Source organism: Candidatus Thiodiazotropha endolucinida (genome assembly GCF_001715975.1).
Lineage (GTDB): Bacteria > Pseudomonadota > Gammaproteobacteria > Chromatiales > Chromatiaceae > Thiodiazotropha > Thiodiazotropha endolucinida.
In genome coordinates, this window is sequence record NZ_MARB01000012.1 from 1 (window position 1) to 20,252 (window position 20,252).

Here is a 20,252-nt window from a genome sequence, read left to right on the forward strand (position 1 = left end):
ACTCGGCGTTACTCGTCGTTCATTTGGAACAACCAAACCTCTCTCCTCGCGCCTTGATTGGCGCTTTTTCAGGCGCAACAGGGCTGATCGGATTAGTGTTAACAGGCCCTAACCGCGCATCTCCTGTTCGGCCTCTGAAAGACTCTTGATGAAAGACTCTTTTTCGAACAGGCGTTTGGTGTATTCATGTACGCCTTTCGCACTCGCGGGTATCTCCACACCCAACTCCTGCAGTCGCCAGAGCAAGGGAGCGATGGCGCAATCGACCAAGGTAAACTCCTCACTCATGAAGAAGGGTTTGGCGTTGAACACCGGCGAAGTGGAAATGAGACTTTCACGTAGTTCCTTGCGCGCCTTTGCCGCCTCTTTCTTACCGCTGAGGATGATATCCATAAGGCTGTACCAGTCGTTATCCACACGGTACATCAACAGACGCGAGGTAGAGCGTGAAACCGGGTCCACAGGTAATAGCGGCGGATGGGGGAACCGCTCGTCCAGATACTCCATGATAATGCGGGATTCATAGAGCTTTAAATCCCTGTCCACCAGGGTGGGAAGGGTACCGTACGGATTGAGTTCCATCACCTCTTCCGGCACGTTGAGCGGATCGATATCAGATACTTCATAGGTGATGTTCTTCTCCGCCAGCACCAGTCTGACCCGATGACAATAGGGGTCGGTCGGATCCGAATAGAGGGTCATCACTGAACGTTTGTTCGCAACTGCCGCCATTTATAGCCTCTCTCCAGGGTGTCCTTCATGCCATGCGGATAGTACGCCTGGCAGCGGATTATAATGTGTTGTGAAATCAAAAAAGGCGCACAGTATAACGCAACTGTGCGCCTTTTTGGCAGATCATGTCGAAAGTGTTTTAGTGGACGTCCTTCCAGTACTCTTTCTTGAGCATGTAGGCCAGCACAAAAAATACCGCGATGAACAGTAAAACCCAGACGCCCAGGCGCTTGCGCTCCATCTGTATCGGCTCACCGATGTAGCTCATGAATGCAGTCAGATCCCGGACGACTTGATCATACTCTTCGGCGCTCAGCAGCCCCTCGGATACGGGCTCGAAATGGTCGAACCTCTCCACATCGTTACCGGCCGCATCCTTCTCGAGCTTGAAAACAGCCTTCTGCGCACCTTGCAGCTCCCACAATACGTGGGGCATACCCACATCCGGAAACACAATGTTATTGACACCGAATGGGCGCTTCTCATCCAGATAAAAACTACGCAGATAGGTGTATAACCAGTCCACGCCACGGGCGCGGGCAATCACGCTCAGGTCGGGCGGAGGGCTGCCGAACCATTCGGTGCCCTGTTCCGCAGTCATGGCGATCTTCATGGTGTCACCGATCTTGTCAGTGGTGAACATCAGATTTTCGATCACCTCGGTTTCTGTCAGGCCGAGATCCTTGGCGGTACGGTTATAGCGCTGAAAATGGGCCGAATGGCAACTCAGGCAATAGTTGACGAAGTACTTGGCGCCACGCTGGAGCGAGGCCTGATCACCCAAATCGATATCGGCATCATCCAGATGCGCTCCGCCGCCTGCTGCAAGTCCCAGTATGGGGGCCGCGGCTAATAGAAGTGCAACAATCAGCTTTTTCATTCGGTCACCCTCTCAGGCACTGGTTTGGTCTTATCCATTTTGCTGTAGATCGGCATTAAAAAGAAAAAGGCAAAATAGTAGATTGTGCCAATCTGCGCCATCAGCTTGTACAGGTCGGTGGTTGGCTGTGTGCCGAGATAACCGAGGATGATGAAGTCAATGACGAACAGCCATAGCATGATCTTATAAAGCGAACCCTTGTAACGGATCGATTTAACCGGGCTGCGATCCAGCCAGGGAAGGAAGAACATCACCAGAATGGAGGCGAACATGGCCACCACGCCGGGGAAGGCCGATCCCGCTATCGAGGGGACCGCCCGTAAGATGGCGTAGAAGGGCGTGAAGTACCATACAGGTGCGATATGCTCCGGTGTCTTCAATGGATTGGCCGGTTCGAAATTGGGATGCTCGATGAAGTACCCCCCCATCTCCGGCGCGAAGAAGACAACCACAGAGAACAGGAACAGAAAGCCCGCCACACCGGCGATATCCTTTACCGAATAGTAGGGATGAAAGGGGATACCGTCAGCGGGGGCGCTGTCACTCCAGCGATTACCCTTCGGACCCTTCTTTATTTCGATGCCATCCGGATTGTTGGAGCCGACCTTGTGCAGGGCGACGATGTGGATGAACACCAGCGCGGCCAGCAGGAACGGCAGCAGGAAATGAAGGGCGAAGAAACGGTTCAGGGTGGCGTCGGAGATGACATAGTCTCCACGCACCCAGACACCCAGGTCGGGGCCGATCACCGGTACCGCCGAGAAGAGGTTGACGATAACCTGGGCGCCCCAGTAGGACATCTGACCCCAGGGAAGCAGATAACCGAAAAAGGCGGTGGCCATCATCGCCAGATAAATGATCACGCCGATGATCCACAACAGTTCTCTGGGCTTGCGATAGGAACCGTACATCAAACCACGGAACATGTGCAGGTAGATGACGACGAAGAAGGCGGACGCACCGGTAGAGTGCATGTAGCGAATCAGCCAACCCCAATCAACATCACGCATGATGTATTCAACCGAGCCAAACGCCAATTCCGCATCGGGTTTGTAACTCATCGCCAGCCAAACACCGGTGACAATCTGGATCACCAGCACCAACATCCCCAGTGAGCCCATGAAGTACCAGAAGTTGAAATTCTTCGGTGCATAATATTCGGCCAGATGCTCGTTCCAGACCTTGGTCATGGGATAACGGTCATCGATCCAGCCCATAAAATTTTTCATCATGCTCATCAGGCTGCTCCTCCATCGGTACCAATCAGAATTCTTGTATCAGAGAGATACTGATAGGGGGGGATTTCTAAGTTCTTTGGTGCAGGAACACCAGCATATACCCGACCGGCCAGGTCGAATTTTGAACCGTGGCAGGGACAGAAGAAACCGCCTTTCCATTCAGGGCCCAGGTCTTCCGGGGCAATTTCCGGTCGGTAAGTGGGTGAACAACCCAGATGGGTGCAGATGCCGACGGCTACCAGATATTCGCCTTTGATGGCGCGTTCAGGATTTTTACAGTAATCCGGTTGTTGACCGGTATCATCCGAAGCGGGATCTTCCAGAATGCTATCCAATCCGCTGAGATCCTGCAGATTCTGCTCGGTACGGTGTACGATCCATACCGGCTTACCCCGCCATTTGACACGCATCAGCTGTCCAGGCTCGAGCTTGCCGATATCCGCCTCCACAGGCGCACCGGCCGCTTTGGCTTTTTCACTGGGGCCCCAGGCCGCCAGGAATGGATAGATCACAAAACCGGTACCAACTGCCCCCACCGCACTGGTAGCAAGCGTTAGGGTACGCCGCTTCTTCAAATCAACGCCATCTGCGCTCATAGATAGACTCCACAGATACTGAAACGAGCTGGATCGGGGCCTATACGGTCCGTGCGCAGCCCCATATTCAGGACATTAGAATATAGTTGATAAACCATAAAAATTAACCGAGCATTTTCCATCAAGCGGCTTTGCAGGTCAAGATGGATTCATCTTTGAAGTACAATGGTTAATTCAATGTTACTGTCGAGTGACAATCAAACAGGATTTTCCACGTCTACAAACCGATACTCGAGGGAAAATCTTTCAGCCAGATGCCTTCCGAGGGCCTGAACACCATAACGTTCGGTGGCATGATGTCCCGCTGCGTAATAGTGAATACCCAGCTCTCTGGCAAGATGGACGGTCTGTTCCGAGATCTCCCCGGAAATATAGGCATCCAGCCCTTGCTCAGCGGCCTCTTCGATAGATCCCTGTGCGGCGCCGGTGCACCAGCCGATACGTGAGAGGGGTTTATCATCGGGTGCTATATGTGTCGGTCTTCTATCGAGACGATCACCGATGCGTCGGGCAAGGGCTTTTGCCGAAACAGGATCCGAGAGTGTGGTGTGCCAAATCAGGGAACCATCCGAGAGTGGGTCCGCGGGGGTCAGGTCCAGTCTCTCACCCAACTGTCTGTTATTGCCATATTCGGCATGGGCATCCAAAGGCAGATGATAGGCCAGCAGCGCGGTCCGCTGTCTGAACAGGGCGCCCACCCGCTTGGCTTTCAAACCACGCAACGGCAGACCCTCCCCGCTCCAGAAATAACCATGATGCACCAGCAGGGCATCCGCCCCCCAATCCTCAGCCGCTTCGATCAGCGCCTGACAGGCGGTGACCCCCAGCATCAGTTTTTCCACCTGTTGCCCAGCCTCTACCTGCAGACCGTTGGGGCAGTAGTCATTAAATTCATCCACCTTCAACAATTGATTACAGTAGGATTCGAGCGACAGAAGATCAATCATGGTATGTTTGCCAAAAAACGGATATCGGTTGCGGTAAGCGTCAACATGATCATAACGGGTTCAGCGTTCCAGTGGTATTTTCTGGCAGGATGCGACACCCCTGAGATGGAACGCCCATGCCAGGCATTGCAGCACAGGCTGGCCGCTGGCCGCAAACACCACGCAACACCAGACTGATTCATTGAAATTCGATGCGTATACAAAAACTACTTTCACTGCTTCTTACCGCCTTGACCGCCGGACTGGCGGGGGCCTTCGTAACCCTCTACCTGCTCCCGGAGCAGGTGGAGAAGACGGCTGCGATGAAGCAACCCGAAATATCGGTACCGGCAATTGAAACACCGCGACAACGCGGCCCCTTTTCTTATGCCGAGGCCGTGACGCGGGCAGCGCCGTCCGTGGTCAACATCTTCACCGCCAAGATCACCACGGAATCCCAGTCTCTACGTTTCCGGGACCCTTTACTGCAGCATCTTTTCGGCAATATGCTGCCGGAAAAGACGCGCCAACGCCTCGACACCAGCCTTGGTTCGGGTGTGATCGTCTCGGAGGATGGTTATTTATTGACCAACCACCATGTCATCGAGGGAGCAGATGAGATCAAGGTTGTTCTGGCCAACGGTAAGAGCGTCAGCGTCAGTATCGTCGGCAGTGATGCTGAATCGGATGTGGCTGTATTGAAGATCGATACAGACACCCCGTTACAGGCAATTCAGATCAACCATACGGATTCACAACAGGTTGGGGATGTCGTGCTCGCAATCGGAAATCCATTCGGTGTCGGTCAGACTGTCACCATGGGTATCATCAGCGCCACCGGCCGCTCCCATCTCGGCATCAATACGTTTGAAAACTTCATCCAGACCGATGCGGCCATCAATCCGGGCAACTCAGGCGGCGCCCTGGTGAATGCCCGCGGAGAGCTGATCGGCATCAATACCGCGATCTTCTCCAAAACAGGCGGCTCGCACGGCATCGGTTTTGCCATACCCTTCGATCTCGCCGAAGGCATCATGCAACAACTGATCACGACTGGCCACGTAGTCAGGGGATGGCTGGGAATACAGGGTCAGGATGTATCGGAAAAACTGGCGGAGGCATTCAGCCTGCACAATGCAGAGGGAATACTGGTAACCGGTGTCATGGAAGAAGGCCCGGCAAGTAAAGCGGGATTGCGGCCAGGCGATGTCATCACCCGCATCAATGACACCGAGACCGATAATTCCCAACAGCTGGTACAACTCATCGCCAGCCAACCCCCCGGGACGCATCTGACCATCGGAGGCTGGCGTGGAAATGAGCAAATCGAATTGGAGACTGTTTCCGGGGAGCGTCCCAAACTCAAATAGGGGAGGAGAATTGATATCGCTTCTACCATCGGCGACCTGACCTATACTGAATGCTGGATTAGTGTTAACAGGCCCTAACAGGAGCACACACCATGAAACACGCCGAAGAGATCGAAAGGATCATCGATACCGTCGGCAAGACACCTGACAGTCAGTTGTCGCCGACTGAAAGAATCCACTTGCACCAGGCTCTGATGAAATCCCTGGACGAAACCCCTGCGGGCGGCAACAGGCCGCAGTACAAACAGGTTACGATCCTGTTATCGGACCTGCGCGGCTTCACCGCCATCGCCGAACGCTATCCACCGGAAACGGTCATAAAAGTCCTGAACCTCTACTTCTCCCGGATGTGCGAAATCATCTTCAGTTTCGGCGGCAGCATCGATAAATTCATGGGCGATTCTATCATGGCGCTGTTTGGCCTGAATGAGCGCAAAGAGGACGACCTGGAACGGGCAATCGCCTGTGCAGTGGAGATGCAACGGGCGATGCTGGAAATCAATTCAGAGAATAACAAACATGGATATCCAAGACTCTTCATGGGTATCGGCATCAACACCGGTGAGGTCGTAGCCGGACATCTGGGTTCTGAACTCCACCACGAATACACTGTTATCGGAGACGAAGTCAATCTAGCCTCACGCATTGAGGCCTACAGCCTGCGCGGGCAGATTCTGTTAAGTGAGCGGGTCAGGGAAATGGCCCAGGCGTACATTGAGACATCCCCCCCGAATCATGTCATGGTGAAGGGTAAGCAGGTGCCGGTTTCACTCTACGAACTACTGTCAACCCACCGGCCCCGCCACATGGAAGTACCCCGGGTGGAATCGCGCCGCAGTCCACGTATTGAAGTCGATTTTCCGATTGCCTTCCACACCCTGCAAAACAAGGTCGTGTCGGATAAGAGCTACTCCGGCCGTGCCGTCGATCTCAGTTACAACGGCCTGCAGACCAATCTGCCGGTTGAGCTCGAGATCCTCTCCGATATCCAGATCACTCTCTATACCTCACTGATGAGTGAACAGAGCAGCCATATCTACGCCAAGATCCTGGACTGTGAAAAGCACGATGACAACTGGTTGAGTCGTATGGAATTTACCGGTATCGATGACACCGGCCAGGCCGCGATCAAAAACTATATCGATCAGACCATAGGCAGGCATTAAATCCCGATCGACAGCCGGCGACATTTCAGTTGCCGGAAGCAGCTTGAATAGTGGTAAAGTCGCGGTTTACTACAGATTTCGTTATCATTCTTCGTCTTTTTTTGTTCTAGGGCTTGTCAGGGCCTGTTAACAGGCCCTGACACTGACATCCAACAATATCGCTACAGCGGTGAATCAGGAACACCATGGATAAACTGATTATTCGGGGGGGCACCCCTCTGTCAGGTGAAGTACGTATCGCCGGCGCCAAGAACGCCGCTTTGCCGATTTTGGCCGCCACCCTGCTGTCAGACGGCCCAATGCGTGTGGGCAATGTGCCTCATCTGCACGATATCACCACCACCATGGAGTTGCTTGGCGGCATGGGCGCTTCTTTGATGGTGGATGAGAAAATGGAAATCGAGGTCGATTCCAACACCATCAACAAATTCAGCGCCCCCTATGAATTAGTCAAGACCATGCGCGCCTCCATCCTGGTGCTCGGCCCCCTGTTGGCCCGTTTCGGACACGCTGATGTCTCCCTTCCCGGCGGTTGCGCCATCGGTTCCCGCCCGGTCAACCTGCATATCGAGGGATTGCGCGCCATGGGCGCCGATATCGAAGTGGAAAACGGTTACATTCGCTCCCGCTGTAAACGCCTGCATGGCGCCAGGATCGTGATGGATATGGTCACAGTGACGGGTACGGAAAACCTGATGATGGCCGCGGCCCTCGCTAAAGGTACCAGCCTGATTGAAAATGCCGCTCGCGAACCGGAGGTGGTGGACCTGGCGGAGTGCCTCAACAAGATGGGTGCCAAAATCTCAGGGGCCGGTTCTCCGAATATCTGTATCGAGGGGGTGGAGAGTCTGAAGGGAACCGAATATAACGTGCTTCCCGACCGGATCGAAACCGGAACCTTTCTGGTGGCTGCGGCCATTACTCAAGGTAGCATCAAGGTACGAGACACCCGCTCGGAACTGGTCGACTCGGTGCTGCAGAAATTGCGTGAGGCCGGGGCTGAAATCGAAATCGGTGAGGATTGGATCAGCCTTGACATGAAAGGCAAACGACCGATGGCAGTGGATGTCTACACGGCGCCCTATCCAGCTTTTCCTACCGACATGCAGGCACAGTTCACGGCATTGAATTCAGTCGCTGAAGGCGTCGGTATCGTCACTGAAACCATCTTTGAAAACCGTTTCATGCATGTCCAGGAACTTCAGCGCATGGGCGCGCAGATCAAACTCGAGGGAAACACTGCGATCTGTACCGGCGCCAACAACCTGACAGGTGCTCCGGTGATGGCCACCGATCTGCGCGCCTCGGCCAGTCTGGTGCTGGCAGGATTGGTGGCAGAGGGTGAAACCCTGGTAGATCGTATCTACCATATTGACCGCGGCTACCAGAACATTGAGGAGAAGCTGGCCGGCCTGGGTGGCGAAATCAGGCGTCTTCCCAGCTAACAGCTGCCGGCGGTCAGCCGCCAGCTACCAGCCGGTGCCCGGTACACTGCTGGCCGCTGGCCGCCACTTCATATATCCTTCCACCTCCGAAACCGTGCGAAGCGTAACCGAGCCATGAAATTTGACGCACCCATTACCATCGCGCTCTCGAAGGGGCGCATTTTCAACCAGAGTCTGCCCCTGCTGGCCCATGCCGGTATCGAACCCGCAGATGATCCGGATACCAGTCGCAAGTTGATTCTTGACACCAATCATGAGCAGGTGAAACTGGTCATCATCCGGGCAACGGACGTTCCCACCTATGTCGAATATGGCGCCGCTGATCTGGGTATCGCCGGAAAGGACGTGTTGCTGGAGTATGGGGGTGATGGCCTGTATGAGCCACTGGATCTGAAGATCGCACAATGCCGGATGATGACAGCCGGTTACCCCGACAGGAAACAAAACAACGGACGGCTGCGGATCGCCACCAAATACATAAAGAGTGCGCAGCGCTTTTTCGCCACCAAAGGGGAACAAGTTGAGATTATCAAGCTCTACGGCTCCATGGAACTTGCACCGATCGTCGGCCTATCCGATCTGATCGTCGATCTGGTGGAGAGCGGCAATACGCTGAAGGCAAATGGACTGGTGCCGCTCGAACATATTGCCGACATCAGCTCCAGGCTGGTGGTCAATAAGGCGTCTTGGAAGATGAAACACGGCCTAGTCATGCAGCTGATCGATGCCTTTCGGGATGCGATATCGCAACCTACAACCTGAATAGTCAGTAGAAGCCATTATGAGCGAAATACGCAAACTATCGACCAGTGACTCTGACTTCCGGCGCCAACTCGATGCACTGCTTGCCTGGGAATCGGTCTCCGACACCGCGGTAAACGATACCGTGAACGAGATCATTCAGGCGATCCGCAACGAGGGTGACAATGCCTTGGTCGAGTTCACCAATCGCTTCGACCGCTGGCAGGCAACACAACCAGGCAACCTGGAGATACCGCTGGATCGTCTGCAACAGGCCTGGAATGCCATCACGGCACCACAGCGTGAGGCACTGGAGCTCTCAGCCAACCGGGTCCGCGCCTATGCTGAACATCAGAAAATGGATGCCTGGTCCTACACAGAACCGGACGGCACCCTGCTGGGTCAGCAGGTAACCCCTCTCGATAGAGTGGGCCTCTATGTGCCGGGCGGCAAGGCCGCCTATCCCTCGTCGGTATTGATGAATGCCATCCCCGCCAAGGTTGCCGGTGTGGCTGAACTGATCATGGTAGTGCCGACCCCCGACGGCGAACTCAATGAGTTGGTGTTGGCAGCTGCCCATGTCTCCGGCGTCGACCGGGTATTCGCCATTGGCGGCGCACAGGCGGTGGCAGCCCTTGCCTACGGCACCGAGAGCGTCCCTCCAGTGGACAAGATCGTCGGCCCGGGAAACATCTATGTCGCCACCGCCAAACGGGCGGTGTTCGGACAGGTGGGCATCGATATGGTGGCGGGTCCATCGGAGATCCTGATCATCTGTGACGGCGAGACCGATCCGGACTGGGTCGCCATGGATCTTTTCTCCCAGGCGGAGCATGACGAAGATGCGCAATCGATACTGCTCTCCCCTGATACAGCCTTTCTCAAACAGGTAAGTGACAGCATCGACAAATTGCTGCCGACCATGGAGCGACAGGAGATCATCGCCACGGCGTTACGAGTCCGCGGAGCGTTGATTCACGTCAAGGATATGGATGAAGCGGTCGAGGTGACCAACCACATCGCACCGGAGCATCTCGAATTATCGGTAGCCGACCCCCAGGCACTGGTAAAACAGATACGCCATGCGGGCGCCGTTTTCATGGGCAGATATACCGCAGAGGCGATGGGCGACTACTGCGCCGGTCCTAACCACGTCTTGCCGACTTCGCGCACCGCACGCTTCTCGTCCCCCCTAGGGGTGTACGATTTTCAAAAGCGTTCCAGCTTGATCATGGCTTCTGCGGAGGGCGCCGATAATCTGGCCAGGACGTCATCCATCATGGCCAGGGGTGAAGGGCTCACCGCCCATGCCCGTTCTGCCGAGTATCGGTTAAAACAAACGGAGGATTAGGCGGGTTCCATATCGCTGCCCACCACTCATATTGATTGGTAGACTGTTTCCATGAAGGTATGAAAAAAATCAGGATTTTCTAACGATGAGCCGCTACTGGAGCCCCATTGTCGATCAACTCTCACCCTATGTCCCGGGTGAACAGCCGCGTATCGACAATCTGATCAAACTCAACACTAACGAAAATCCCTATGGACCGTCGCCAAAGGTGATTGAGGCCATCAATAACGTTGTCGGGGATGGGTTGCGACTCTATCCCGACCCCAGCTCCACCGGCTTACGGGAAACGGTGGCCGACTACTACGGTCTGACTGCGGAACAGGTCTTTGTGGGTAACGGTTCGGACGAGGTGCTTGCCCATGCCTTCTTTGCCTTCTTTCAGCAATCCCGGCCGCTGCTGTTTCCCGACATCACCTACAGCTTCTACCCGGTCTATTGCCGATTGTATGGCATCGAATACCAGACGGTTCCCCTCGATAATACCTTCAAGCTCGATCTCGAACCCTATGTTCAAGACAACGGCGGCATCGTTTTTCCCAACCCGAATGCGCCCACCGGTTGTCTGTTGTCACTGCAGCGGATCGACCGGCTTCTCGAGCGCAACCGGGATTCCGTGGTGGTGATCGATGAGGCCTATATCGACTTCGGTGGAGAAAGCGCGGTGGCACTGGTGAACCGTTATCCCAATCTGCTGGTGACACAGACACTTTCCAAATCCCGCGCCCTGGCCGGCCTGCGGATCGGACTGGCAATGGGCAGTTCAGAATTGATCGAGGCACTTGTCAGGGTAAAGGACAGTTTCAACTCCTATCCCATCGACCACATTGCCGCGGCCGCCGCAACCGCCTCCTTCAACGATGAGGACTATTTTAGGAAGGTATGCCACCGGATCATCGAATCCAGAGAGCTTCTAAGCAGTAAACTGCGAACCTTGGGATTTCAGGTACTCCCCTCTGCCGCCAACTTCGTTTTCGCCCATCACCCATCGCGGGATGCGTCGGTGATCGCCGCGAAGCTGCGTGAGCAAGGGGTCATCGTCCGTCATTTCCGGCAACCGAGAATCGATGGCCATCTGCGCATCACCATCGGAACTCCAACACAAAATCAACGGCTGATCGAGGCACTCGAAAGTCTCCAGCTATCGGCCTAAACCTCCGCCAACAACCGATCGATCATCGACGACGCCTGCCCCAGATAGCCACTACCGAAAAGGTTGAGGTGGTTCAGAATATGGTAGAGGTTATAGAGGATCTTACGGGTCGAGTAGCCGGCGGCAAGCGGCCATGCCTCCCGGTAGGCATCATAGAAACGGTTGCCGAAACCACCGAAAAGTTCGGTCATGGCGAGATCCGCCTCCCGGTCTCCATAGTAGACGGCCGGATCGAAAATGACAGGATCACCCTCGCTTGTGTAGGCCATGTTTCCTCCCCATAGATCCCCATGCAGCAGCGACGGTTGTGGCTGATGATCGATGAGTACATGGAAGTGGTCCATAAGGCGTTCACCCTTGCGCTGCAGGCTGCCACCGTAACCGTTCCTTTCGGCAAGACGCAGCTGAAAGCCAAGTCGACGGTCGCGCCAAAAGTCGATCCAGTTGTCACAGGTTTGATTCTCTTGCGGTGTCGAACCGATGGTATTATCCCGGAACCAGCCATAGCCAGGCTGACTGTTGCGATGCATTGCCGCCAGTTGATGCCCCGCCAGATCACTGCCGTTGCGGCCGGCATGCCCCATTTCGATATATTCCATGACCAGATAGGATTGTTTATCACTCAAACCAAAACAGAGGGGTTGCGGGACCCTGATCGTATTGGTCTCCGCCATCGATCTGAGCCCATCCGCCTCCGCCTCGAACATATCCAGCAGGGCTGCACGATTCAGCTTCACGAAATAGGTCCGTTCACCATCCATCAAACGTACCCCGGTATTGATGCATCCCCCGCCCACATGTCTCGGCTCCAGCGGATTGAACGGCTTACCTGTTGTCTGCGCGATATGTTGCGCAATGATTTGCCATTGAGTCACGACAGCCTCCCCTCCCCTCGCCTTTTTGTAGCAGAGTATCAGGGCCTGTTGACACGAATCCAATAGGTCCCAGTTCCTCTATTCCGTATTTGCCGACAGTGCCAGACCCGTCATTCTCTCAGCAGCCGCGGAAACAGACAAAAAAAGCCAGGTCTTGATAAGCCCGCTTCAGAATGGAGTTGTTGTATTCTTACAACAGCCTCACCCAACATCTCATAACAACGGGTTGAGTCTCTGCGTAAGCGGTTACTGACGCGTAAAGCCTTGTTTATACACACTGCCTCTCGTGTTGCAATACAGCATCAACTGAAAACGTTTTATTAATAAATTAGAACAATCTAATTTACTATAAATACTTGTAACGATTGGTATAAATAAAAATGGCGAAAAACTGGTCAAATTAATAGGAATCCAGTTGTAACAAGGCCTTTGGTTGAATAATCTGAAATTACACACAAAGTTATCCACAGATCTTGTGGAAAATTATCGCCGCTCCCCGCAACCCCCATTCAGATTAAATCCGACCTCGAATCTGCGCCCATGATACAGTCTCCGGCATGGCTTCAGACCCTATATTACAGATTGCGTTACCCGGTCCTTTAAGGGTGCTGTACGACTATCTTCCACCTGAAAACACACCTCACAATCCGGCTGTCGGATGTCGCTATCAGATTCCTTTCGGGCGTAGCAGCCGTATCGGTATCCTGATGGCGATAAACGCCAAAACCGATGTTCCACCGGACCGGCTGAAGCGGGCGTTGAGGCAGATCGATACACAACCCCTGCTTGGCTCGTCGGATCTTCGCCTGCTGCACTGGGCTGCAAATTATTATCAACACCCGCTGGGGGATGTGATCTTTCACGCCCTCCCGGTCACATTGCGCAAACAATCCAACCGATCCGGAAGCAGACAAAATGGCGTTCGTCTCACCGCCTTGGGAAACACGGTCAATCCTGAGTCTTTGCGCCAGGCGCCAAAACAACTCGCACTGATACGAGCACTTTCCCAAACATCTGAAGGGATGGAGCGTACAATCCTGATGCAACGCCTGCAGATCTCCCAGGCGGTGATCCGAGTACTGCTTGAGAAGGGCTGGATTGAGCGCTGCCAAATCCCGGAGTCGCCACACCCCGTCACTTCGTATTCGAATGAGATCGATCTCAATAGCGAGCAGCGGGAGGCCGTCGATCGGGTATACCGGCAGCTGGGAGGATTCAGACCCTTTCTGCTCCATGGCGTAACCGGGAGCGGTAAGACAGAAGTCTACCTGCGCCTGATCGAAACCGTTGTCGGCAGGGGACAACAGGCTCTGCTGCTGGTACCGGAGATCGGTCTGACACCTCAACTGTTGCAGCGCTTCCAAAAGAGCATGGGGACAGGCGTGGGGGTACTCCACTCCGCCCTCGCCGATGGCGAACGGGAGCGGGTGTGGCAAACCTTACGCCGTGGTCAGAGGCCGATCCTGATCGGTACCCGTTCCGCGGTTTTCACACCGATGCCCAACCTGGGTCTGATCATCGTCGATGAGGAGCACGACCTCTCCTACAAACAGCAGGAGGGGTTTCGCTACTCCGCCAGAGACCTGGCGCTGGTGCGCGGACAGCAGTGTGGCTGCCCGGTCATACTTGGCTCCGCGACCCCCTCTCTGGAATCCCTGCGCAATGTGACCGAGGGGCGCTATACCCGATTGAGCCTGCCGCAACGGGTCGGCAATGCCCGGATACCGCCGCTGATACTGCTGGATATTCGCAACGTTCATCTCGATGGCGGGCTTTCACCCGCATTGATCAAGCAACTTCGACAGACCCTCGGCGCCGACGAACAGGCGCTGCTGTTCCTCAACCGGCGCGGTTATGCGCCGATGCTCACCTGCCACGCGTGCGGTTGGCTGACCGATTGCCCCCGCTGCGACGCACGCATGACGCACCACCGGCAACTGCGGCTGCTATGGTGCCACCATTGCGGCCATCAGCGCCGCGAACCCAACCAATGCCCGGAATGCGGCAGTCCCGATCTGCGGCCGCTGGGACAGGGAACCGAGCGTGTGGAAGAGGCCCTGCAAAGACACTTCCCCGGTACCCCGCTGGCGCGCATCGACCGCGACTCCACCAGCCGCAAGGGCGCCTTGGAACAGATCCTGTCGCGCATCAAAGCCGGTGAGTTTCCGCTCCTCCTGGGTACCCAAATGCTGGCCAAGGGTCACCATTTCCCGGATGTTACACTGGTCGCCATACTGGATGTGGATCAAGGGTTGTTCGGCGCCGACTTCCGTGCCTCTGAGCGCATGGCGCAACTGGTATTGCAGGTGGCGGGCAGAGCCGGCAGGGCAGAGCGCCCCGGCAGGGTACTGATCCAGACACGCCATCCTGACCATCCCTTGATGCAGCTACTGACCAAGCGTGGCTATGAGGCCTTTGCCGACGAGGCGCTCGACGAGCGTCGCGCGGCCGCCTTCCCGCCTTACTCCCACCAGGTATTGCTGCGTGCCGAATCGACCAAGGCCACAGACCCGGAGAACTTTCTCAATCAGGCGATCAAGGTCGGCAGGGCGCTGAACGGCAACGGTTCCCTTGAATTCTGGGGACCTGTACCCGCACCCATGGCGCGCAAGGCCGGTAAGACCCGGGCCCATCTGCTGATCCAATCCGCACATCGCCGACCGCTGCACCAGTGGCTGGAAAAATGGGTTTCCGAGATCACCCGGTTGTCCGAAGCACGCAGAGTACGCTGGTCGATCGATGTGGATCCGCAGGAGATGCTGTGAGTCCAGGGCCAGTCCATAATGATCCAACCGGCCCTGTTGAGGGATCGAATCATCTCCCCGGATTCTGAAGAAAGTTGGCCAGATCGTCCTGGGACATACTGAATATTCCACCCTCTAGCCTGTCATGGTCCGTATCCACTTCATCCATGAAGAGCACCCAGAGCGCGCCTTTATCCGTACCGCCGTCATCGTCGAGGCTGGCGCCGACCGCCAGGTCGTTTATATCATCGCCATCCAGGTCCCCCAATTGAGCAACAGCGGCGCCGAATTGGTCACCGCTGTCGAGATCGCCATCGAAACTGCCTTCTGTATCGGAAATCTTCGAAGATGAGATAACCTCGCCATCGATTTCCAAAAACAGGACCCAGACGGTACCCCGTTCAGCGCCGCCGTCATCACTCTGTTTCGCGCCCACCGCCAGATCATCCGTACCGTCACTGTTGATATCCCCGAGATTGGCAAGCGCACCGCCAAACCGGTCGTTGTCGCTGAGCTGCCCGTCGAATGATGCGCGGTTTTGCGATATGCGCTTCTTGGAATCAACCGTTCCGTCAGCATTCAGAAACAGAATCCACACGGCACCCCGCTCAGGGCCGCCATCATCATCGCCAGTCACGCCAACGGCGAGATCGGTCACACCATCGCCGTTAAGATCCCCAATCTCAGTCACGGCAGTGCCGAAATGGTCTTCATCATCCAAATCACGGTCGAGGTTGCCCTCGTCAGAGGATATCTTTTGTGACGATTGAACCGTGCCGTCACTGTTCATAAAGAGTATCCAGACTGCACCCCGGTCGGTTCCTCCATCATCATCGTAAGGTACACCAACCGCCAGATCGGTGACCCCATCGTTATTCAGATCGCCGATACTGGCCAGGGCGTGGGCAAACCGGTCATTTTCGTCCAGATCCCCTTCGAAATCGCCTTCATCTTGCGAGATCTTCTGTTCCGAAAGGACCGTGCCATCACCATTGAGAAACAGGATCCAGACTGCACCCTTGTCGGTGCCGGCATCATCATCCAGCGGGGCGCCCACGGCGATATCCAGAAAGCCGTCTCCGTTCAGATCGCCGAGGGGGGCGATGGCGCGACCGAACTGATCACCGTCATCCAGATCGCCGGTGAAATCCCCCGAACCATCCGAGATCTTTTGATGGGTATCGACCTTCCCATCGCTGTCCATGAACAGTATCCATACCGCACCCCGATTCTCCCCTTCGTCGTCATCGAATGGCGCACCCACGGCAATATCGGTAACCCCGTCAACCTCCAGGTCACCGATATTGGCCAAGGCAAGGCCGAACTGATCCTCCACATCCAGGTCACCGTTAAAATTCCCCTTCTCGTCAGAAATTTTTTGCTCGGAATCAACATCTGTTGAATAAGAGACCGAACAGCCTGTCACCAACAGCACCAGGCAGAGTGCTATTGGATAGACGAGAGAGAAAGAGAGGCGCTGCGTGTGTGATTGGTCCATCAAAAATAACCTTTTCAATACCTACCTGGATAATGCGAAACCACCAAAAACAGATGGATCGGAGACAAAATCGAAAATGGTCTACCCGTCTACCAAGTATATATCCTAAGTGAGCATATCCACACAATCCGTTTGCTGCTATTGGGCTTAGTTAAGTTTTGTATCTAAGCTTTCATCAGGGAAAACCGGATAAATATACGCCTCATGAAAAAGAAACAGATCTCCGATTACCGTATCGCTTCGGATGCCGACTCCATCCGACATTCGTTTCTGGATAATCTCTATTTTGTTCAGGCCCGCTTTCCGCAGGTGGCATCGCAAAACGACTTCTATCTGGCCCTGGCATGGACCGTACGCGACCGGTTGTTGAGCAACTGGATAGAAACCGCGAGTACCTATTACCGGCAGGCCAGCCGCAGTGTATGCTACCTCTCCGCAGAGTACCTGACCGGACCACACCTGCATAATGCGGTACTCTCCCTGGGCATCGAGCCCCAGATACGCCATGCGATGGCAGGCCTTGGCCTGGATCTCGATGACATCACCGCACAGGAACCGGAGCCAGGTCTCGGCAATGGCGGCCTGGGCAGGCTGGCGGCCTGTTATCTCGACTCCCTGGCCACCCTGCAGATCCCTGCCATCGGTTATGGCATCCGCTACGAATTCGGCATTTTCGAACAGGTGATCAGGCACGGCCGCCAGGTGGAACTTGCCGATATGTGGCTGCGTAGCGGAAATCCATGGGAGATCCCAAGACCCGAGATCAACTTCGAGGTGGGCTTTGGCGGCACCACGGAGCACTACACGGATGAGTCCGGTCGCTATCGCGTTCGCTGGCAGCCGCAACGCCAGGTTAAGGGTGTCGCCTATGACACACCGATACCCGGTTACCGGGTACCTACAGTCAACCTGTTACGGCTGTGGAATGCTCAGGCCTGCGAATCTTTCAACCTGGGCGCTTTCAACGTGGGCGATTACGAACGCGCGGTCGAGGAGAAGATCGCCTCAGAGACGATCAGCAAGGTACTTTATCCCAACGACGAGCCGATGCAGGGGAAACGCCTGCGCCTGGAACAGGAGTATTTTTTCTGTGCCTGTACCATCCAGGATATCCTGCGTCTGCTGCTGCACAGAATGGCTCACTGGATCTGTTGCCGGAGAAATTCGCTATTCAGCTCAATGACACCCATCCGGCAATCGCGGTGGTCGAGCTGATGCGCCTGTTGATCGATGTTCACGACATGGCGTGGGATGAGGCATGGCGACTGGTGCGAAAAACCGTCTCCTATACCAACCACACCCTGCTCCCGGAGGCCCTAGAAACCTGGCCGGTGGAACTCATCAGCGAGGTTCTGCCGAGGCATCTCGAAATCATTTACGAAATCAACCGCCGTCTCCTGGAAAAGGTCAAAACCCGTTCACCTGATGATGATGCGCTGCTCGCCCGAATCTCCCTGATCGATGAAAGGTACGGTCGCAATGTTCGCATGGCCTACCTGGCGACTGTCGCCAGTCAGCATATCAATGGGGTGGCGAATCTGCATAGCCGCCTGCTGCGGGATCGCGTGTTGAAGGATTTCCACACCCTGGATCCCGAACGTTTTACCAATATCACCAATGGTGTCACGCCGCGGCGATTTATGATCCTGGCAAATCCAGCATTGACCAGCCTGATAAACGATACGATCGGTGATGCATGGACCAGGGATTTGGAGCGTTTGCAGGAACTTGAGGAGTGGGCCGATAACCCCGGCTTCCAAGGTGCCTGGCACGAGGTTAAATCAAGCAATAAACAGGCTCTTGCACAGACCATATTCAAGACCTCGGGTATCGAAGTGGACCCTGCAACGCTGTTTGACTGTCAGATCAAACGCATCCATGAGTATAAACGCCAACACCTGAATATCCTTCATATCATTTGCCGGTATCTGGAAATGAAGCGCGGTTTGCGTACTGATGCTCCAGCACGCACGTTGCTGTTCGCCGGTAAAGCGGCACCCGGATTCTACTCCGCCAAAGTCATTATCGAGTTGATCCACGCTGTTGCCGATACCGTTAATTCTGACCCGGATGTCAACGACAAGATGCGTATCGCTTTCCTGCCCAATTTTAATGTCAGCAGTGCTGAGAAGATCTATCCCGCCGCCGATCTTTCACAACAGATCTCGACAGCGGGGATGGAGGCCTCGGGCACGGGTAACATGAAATTTGCGCTCAACGGCGCCTTGACCATTGGGACCCTGGATGGGGCCAACATAGAGATTCGCCAACGGGTGGGTAAGGAGAATTTTTTTCTATTCGGCCTCACTGAATCGGAGGTGGCAAACCGTCGAGCCGGCGACTACCGACCACGGGAGCGTTATCTGAAAGACCAGCAATTACGCAGCGTCGTCGATGCCCTCGCCGACGGCCTGTTTTCTTCTGGGGACAGCACAAGATTCAGGCCGCTGATCGATGGCCTGCTGCAACATGACCATTTTTTCGTCCTTGAGGATTTTTCAACCTACCGGGCGTGCCAACAGCAGGTGGATGATACCTGGAATGATCCGACAAAATGGACCCGTGCATCGATCCTGAATACCGCCCGCTGCGGCTGGTTCTCTTCTGACCGGGCCATCAAAGAGTATTGCGAGAGGATTTGGCGGGTCTCACCGGTACCGATCGAGTAGAACACTGCAACCTGACGCAGACCCATGTGCAAGCGGTACTGAAATATTCGCCACTGGATATAAAGCCACCACCTTATGGTGTAACGGTTTTAACTGACTCCGACAAAAAACAAATCGAGCAGATGGTCATCGACCTGTCGATCTAAGTGATATGCTTTAATTCACCGTAGATGGCATTTAAATCTTCGTGCCTGACATCCTTGCCGGTTATCAGGAAGATGACATGCCCACCGATATTCTTGGCATGACCGCCAATCCGCTCCAGGGCCCGGATCGCCAGAACGATATCCACCACATGACCCACGCTGCGCGAGTCCTCCATGAGGAAGGTCGACAACCTGCGCAAGGCCCCCCTGAACTCGTCGAAAAGCCTCTCTTCCTGTTCGATGACGCTGAGCGCGAGCCGGCTATCCACCTCGATGAACGCCTGCAGACTCAATGTCAGCATTTCGTCGACAAAGGCCGCCATATCGAAGATGTCGCTGAGGATTTCATTGCTCGGCGGCGGCTTGCCATTGTCGTAGAAGTGAATGGTCAGGTTGGCGATCTTGCGTGCCTCATCCCCGACCCGCTCCAGGTCCGTAATGATTTTCTGCACGGTCAGGATATCGCGCAGATCCTTGGCCATCGGTTGACGCTTGGCGATCAGGCGGATGATCTCCTCGTCGGCCTTGACGTCGATGGCATTCAACTCCCGGTCACGGTCGATCACCAGACCCGCCTCTTTGGTATCCTCATCCTTGAGTGTCTGTACGGCCCGGCGCAACTGATCCAGCCCCAACTCCCCCAACTCGACAACGAGTGCGTTGATGCTCTCCAGTTCGTCGTTGAACGCCTTTACAGTGTGCCCGCTGGTCATTTCGTTCATCTG

15 protein-coding genes and 1 pseudogene are annotated in these 20,252 nt (G+C 55.1%); 8 read left to right on the top strand and 8 right to left on the bottom strand.

Features of this window, described 5'->3' with window-relative positions:
• Window positions 1-108: 108 nt before the first annotated feature.
• The 5 genes from CODIS_RS11135 to CODIS_RS11155 all read right to left on the bottom strand — a co-directional run bounded on the left by CODIS_RS11135 (window position 109) and on the right by CODIS_RS11155 (window position 4,393).
• Window positions 109-732, bottom strand: a complete 624-nt coding sequence (locus CODIS_RS11135; protein WP_069124897.1) for a glutathione S-transferase N-terminal domain-containing protein — start codon at window positions 730-732, stop codon at window positions 109-111.
• 139 nt (window positions 733-871) lie between these two features.
• The gene (locus tag CODIS_RS11140) at window positions 872-1,612 is read right to left on the bottom strand and encodes a cytochrome c1 (protein WP_069124898.1); all 741 of its coding nucleotides are present in this window, start codon (window positions 1,610-1,612) and stop codon (window positions 872-874) included.
• Window positions 1,609-2,850, bottom strand: a complete 1,242-nt coding sequence (locus tag CODIS_RS11145; RefSeq protein ID WP_069124899.1) for a cytochrome b — start codon at window positions 2,848-2,850, stop codon at window positions 1,609-1,611. Before CODIS_RS11145 ends, CODIS_RS11140 begins: the two co-directional genes overlap by 4 nt.
• Complete coding sequence (petA, locus tag CODIS_RS11150; protein ID WP_069124900.1) at window positions 2,850-3,446, bottom strand: ubiquinol-cytochrome c reductase iron-sulfur subunit; 597 nt, start codon at window positions 3,444-3,446, stop codon at window positions 2,850-2,852. Before petA ends, CODIS_RS11145 begins: the two co-directional genes overlap by 1 nt.
• Window positions 3,447-3,643: 197 nt before the next feature.
• The gene (locus CODIS_RS11155; protein WP_069124901.1) at window positions 3,644-4,393 is read right to left on the bottom strand and encodes a Nif3-like dinuclear metal center hexameric protein; all 750 of its coding nucleotides are present in this window, start codon (window positions 4,391-4,393) and stop codon (window positions 3,644-3,646) included.
• Window positions 4,394-4,584: 191 nt separating this feature from the next.
• On the opposite strand from CODIS_RS11155, the gene CODIS_RS11160 reads away from it, so the two are divergent.
• The 6 genes from CODIS_RS11160 (at window position 4,585) to hisC (ending at window position 11,595) form a co-directional block, all read left to right on the top strand.
• Window positions 4,585-5,742 (top strand): trypsin-like peptidase domain-containing protein, encoded by a 1,158-nt coding sequence (locus CODIS_RS11160; RefSeq protein WP_069124902.1) that lies wholly within the window; start codon window positions 4,585-4,587, stop codon window positions 5,740-5,742.
• Between the two features lie 92 nt (window positions 5,743-5,834).
• A complete protein-coding gene (locus tag CODIS_RS11165; RefSeq protein WP_069124903.1) occupies window positions 5,835-6,908 on the top strand; it encodes an adenylate/guanylate cyclase domain-containing protein in 1,074 nt (357 codons plus the stop codon).
• 185 nt (window positions 6,909-7,093) lie between these two features.
• Window positions 7,094-8,353, top strand: coding sequence for a UDP-N-acetylglucosamine 1-carboxyvinyltransferase (gene murA / locus CODIS_RS11170; RefSeq protein WP_069124904.1), 1,260 nt, complete (start codon window positions 7,094-7,096; stop codon window positions 8,351-8,353).
• 114 nt (window positions 8,354-8,467) lie between these two features.
• Window positions 8,468-9,115, top strand: a complete 648-nt coding sequence (hisG, locus tag CODIS_RS11175) for an ATP phosphoribosyltransferase (protein WP_069124905.1) — start codon at window positions 8,468-8,470, stop codon at window positions 9,113-9,115.
• A gap of 19 nt (window positions 9,116-9,134) precedes the next feature.
• Window positions 9,135-10,445 carry a histidinol dehydrogenase gene (hisD, locus tag CODIS_RS11180; RefSeq protein ID WP_069124906.1) on the top strand — a complete coding sequence of 437 codons (1,311 nt, stop codon included), beginning with the start codon at window positions 9,135-9,137 and terminating at the stop codon, window positions 10,443-10,445.
• A gap of 85 nt (window positions 10,446-10,530) precedes the next feature.
• A complete protein-coding gene (hisC, locus tag CODIS_RS11185) occupies window positions 10,531-11,595 on the top strand; it encodes a histidinol-phosphate transaminase (RefSeq protein ID WP_069124907.1) in 1,065 nt (354 codons plus the stop codon).
• Here hisC and CODIS_RS11190 read toward each other — a convergent pair.
• Entirely contained in the window at window positions 11,592-12,470 is an 879-nt protein-coding gene (locus CODIS_RS11190; RefSeq protein WP_069125066.1) for a fructosamine kinase family protein, read from the bottom strand. The genes hisC and CODIS_RS11190 overlap by 4 nt on opposite strands.
• Window positions 12,471-13,027: 557 nt before the next feature.
• Here CODIS_RS11190 and CODIS_RS11195 point away from each other — a divergent pair.
• Window positions 13,028-15,235, top strand: a complete 2,208-nt coding sequence (locus CODIS_RS11195; protein WP_069124908.1) for a primosomal protein N' — start codon at window positions 13,028-13,030, stop codon at window positions 15,233-15,235.
• A 49-nt stretch (window positions 15,236-15,284) separates the two neighbouring features.
• Here the strand turns inward: CODIS_RS11195 and CODIS_RS11200 are convergent, their stop codons facing one another.
• On the bottom strand, window positions 15,285-16,712 hold the full coding sequence (locus tag CODIS_RS11200; RefSeq protein ID WP_069124909.1) for an integrin alpha: 1,428 nt from the start codon (window positions 16,710-16,712) through the stop codon (window positions 15,285-15,287).
• Window positions 16,713-17,222: 510 nt separating this feature from the next.
• Here CODIS_RS11200 and CODIS_RS11205 point away from each other — a divergent pair.
• Window positions 17,223-19,381 (top strand): annotated as a pseudogene (locus CODIS_RS11205) (glycogen/starch/alpha-glucan phosphorylase).
• Window positions 19,382-19,523: 142 nt separating this feature from the next.
• On the opposite strand, the gene phoU reads toward CODIS_RS11205, so the two are convergent.
• Window positions 19,524-20,249, bottom strand: a complete 726-nt coding sequence (gene phoU / locus CODIS_RS11210; protein ID WP_083220702.1) for a phosphate signaling complex protein PhoU — start codon at window positions 20,247-20,249, stop codon at window positions 19,524-19,526.
• Between the last annotated feature and the right edge of the window lie 3 nt (window positions 20,250-20,252).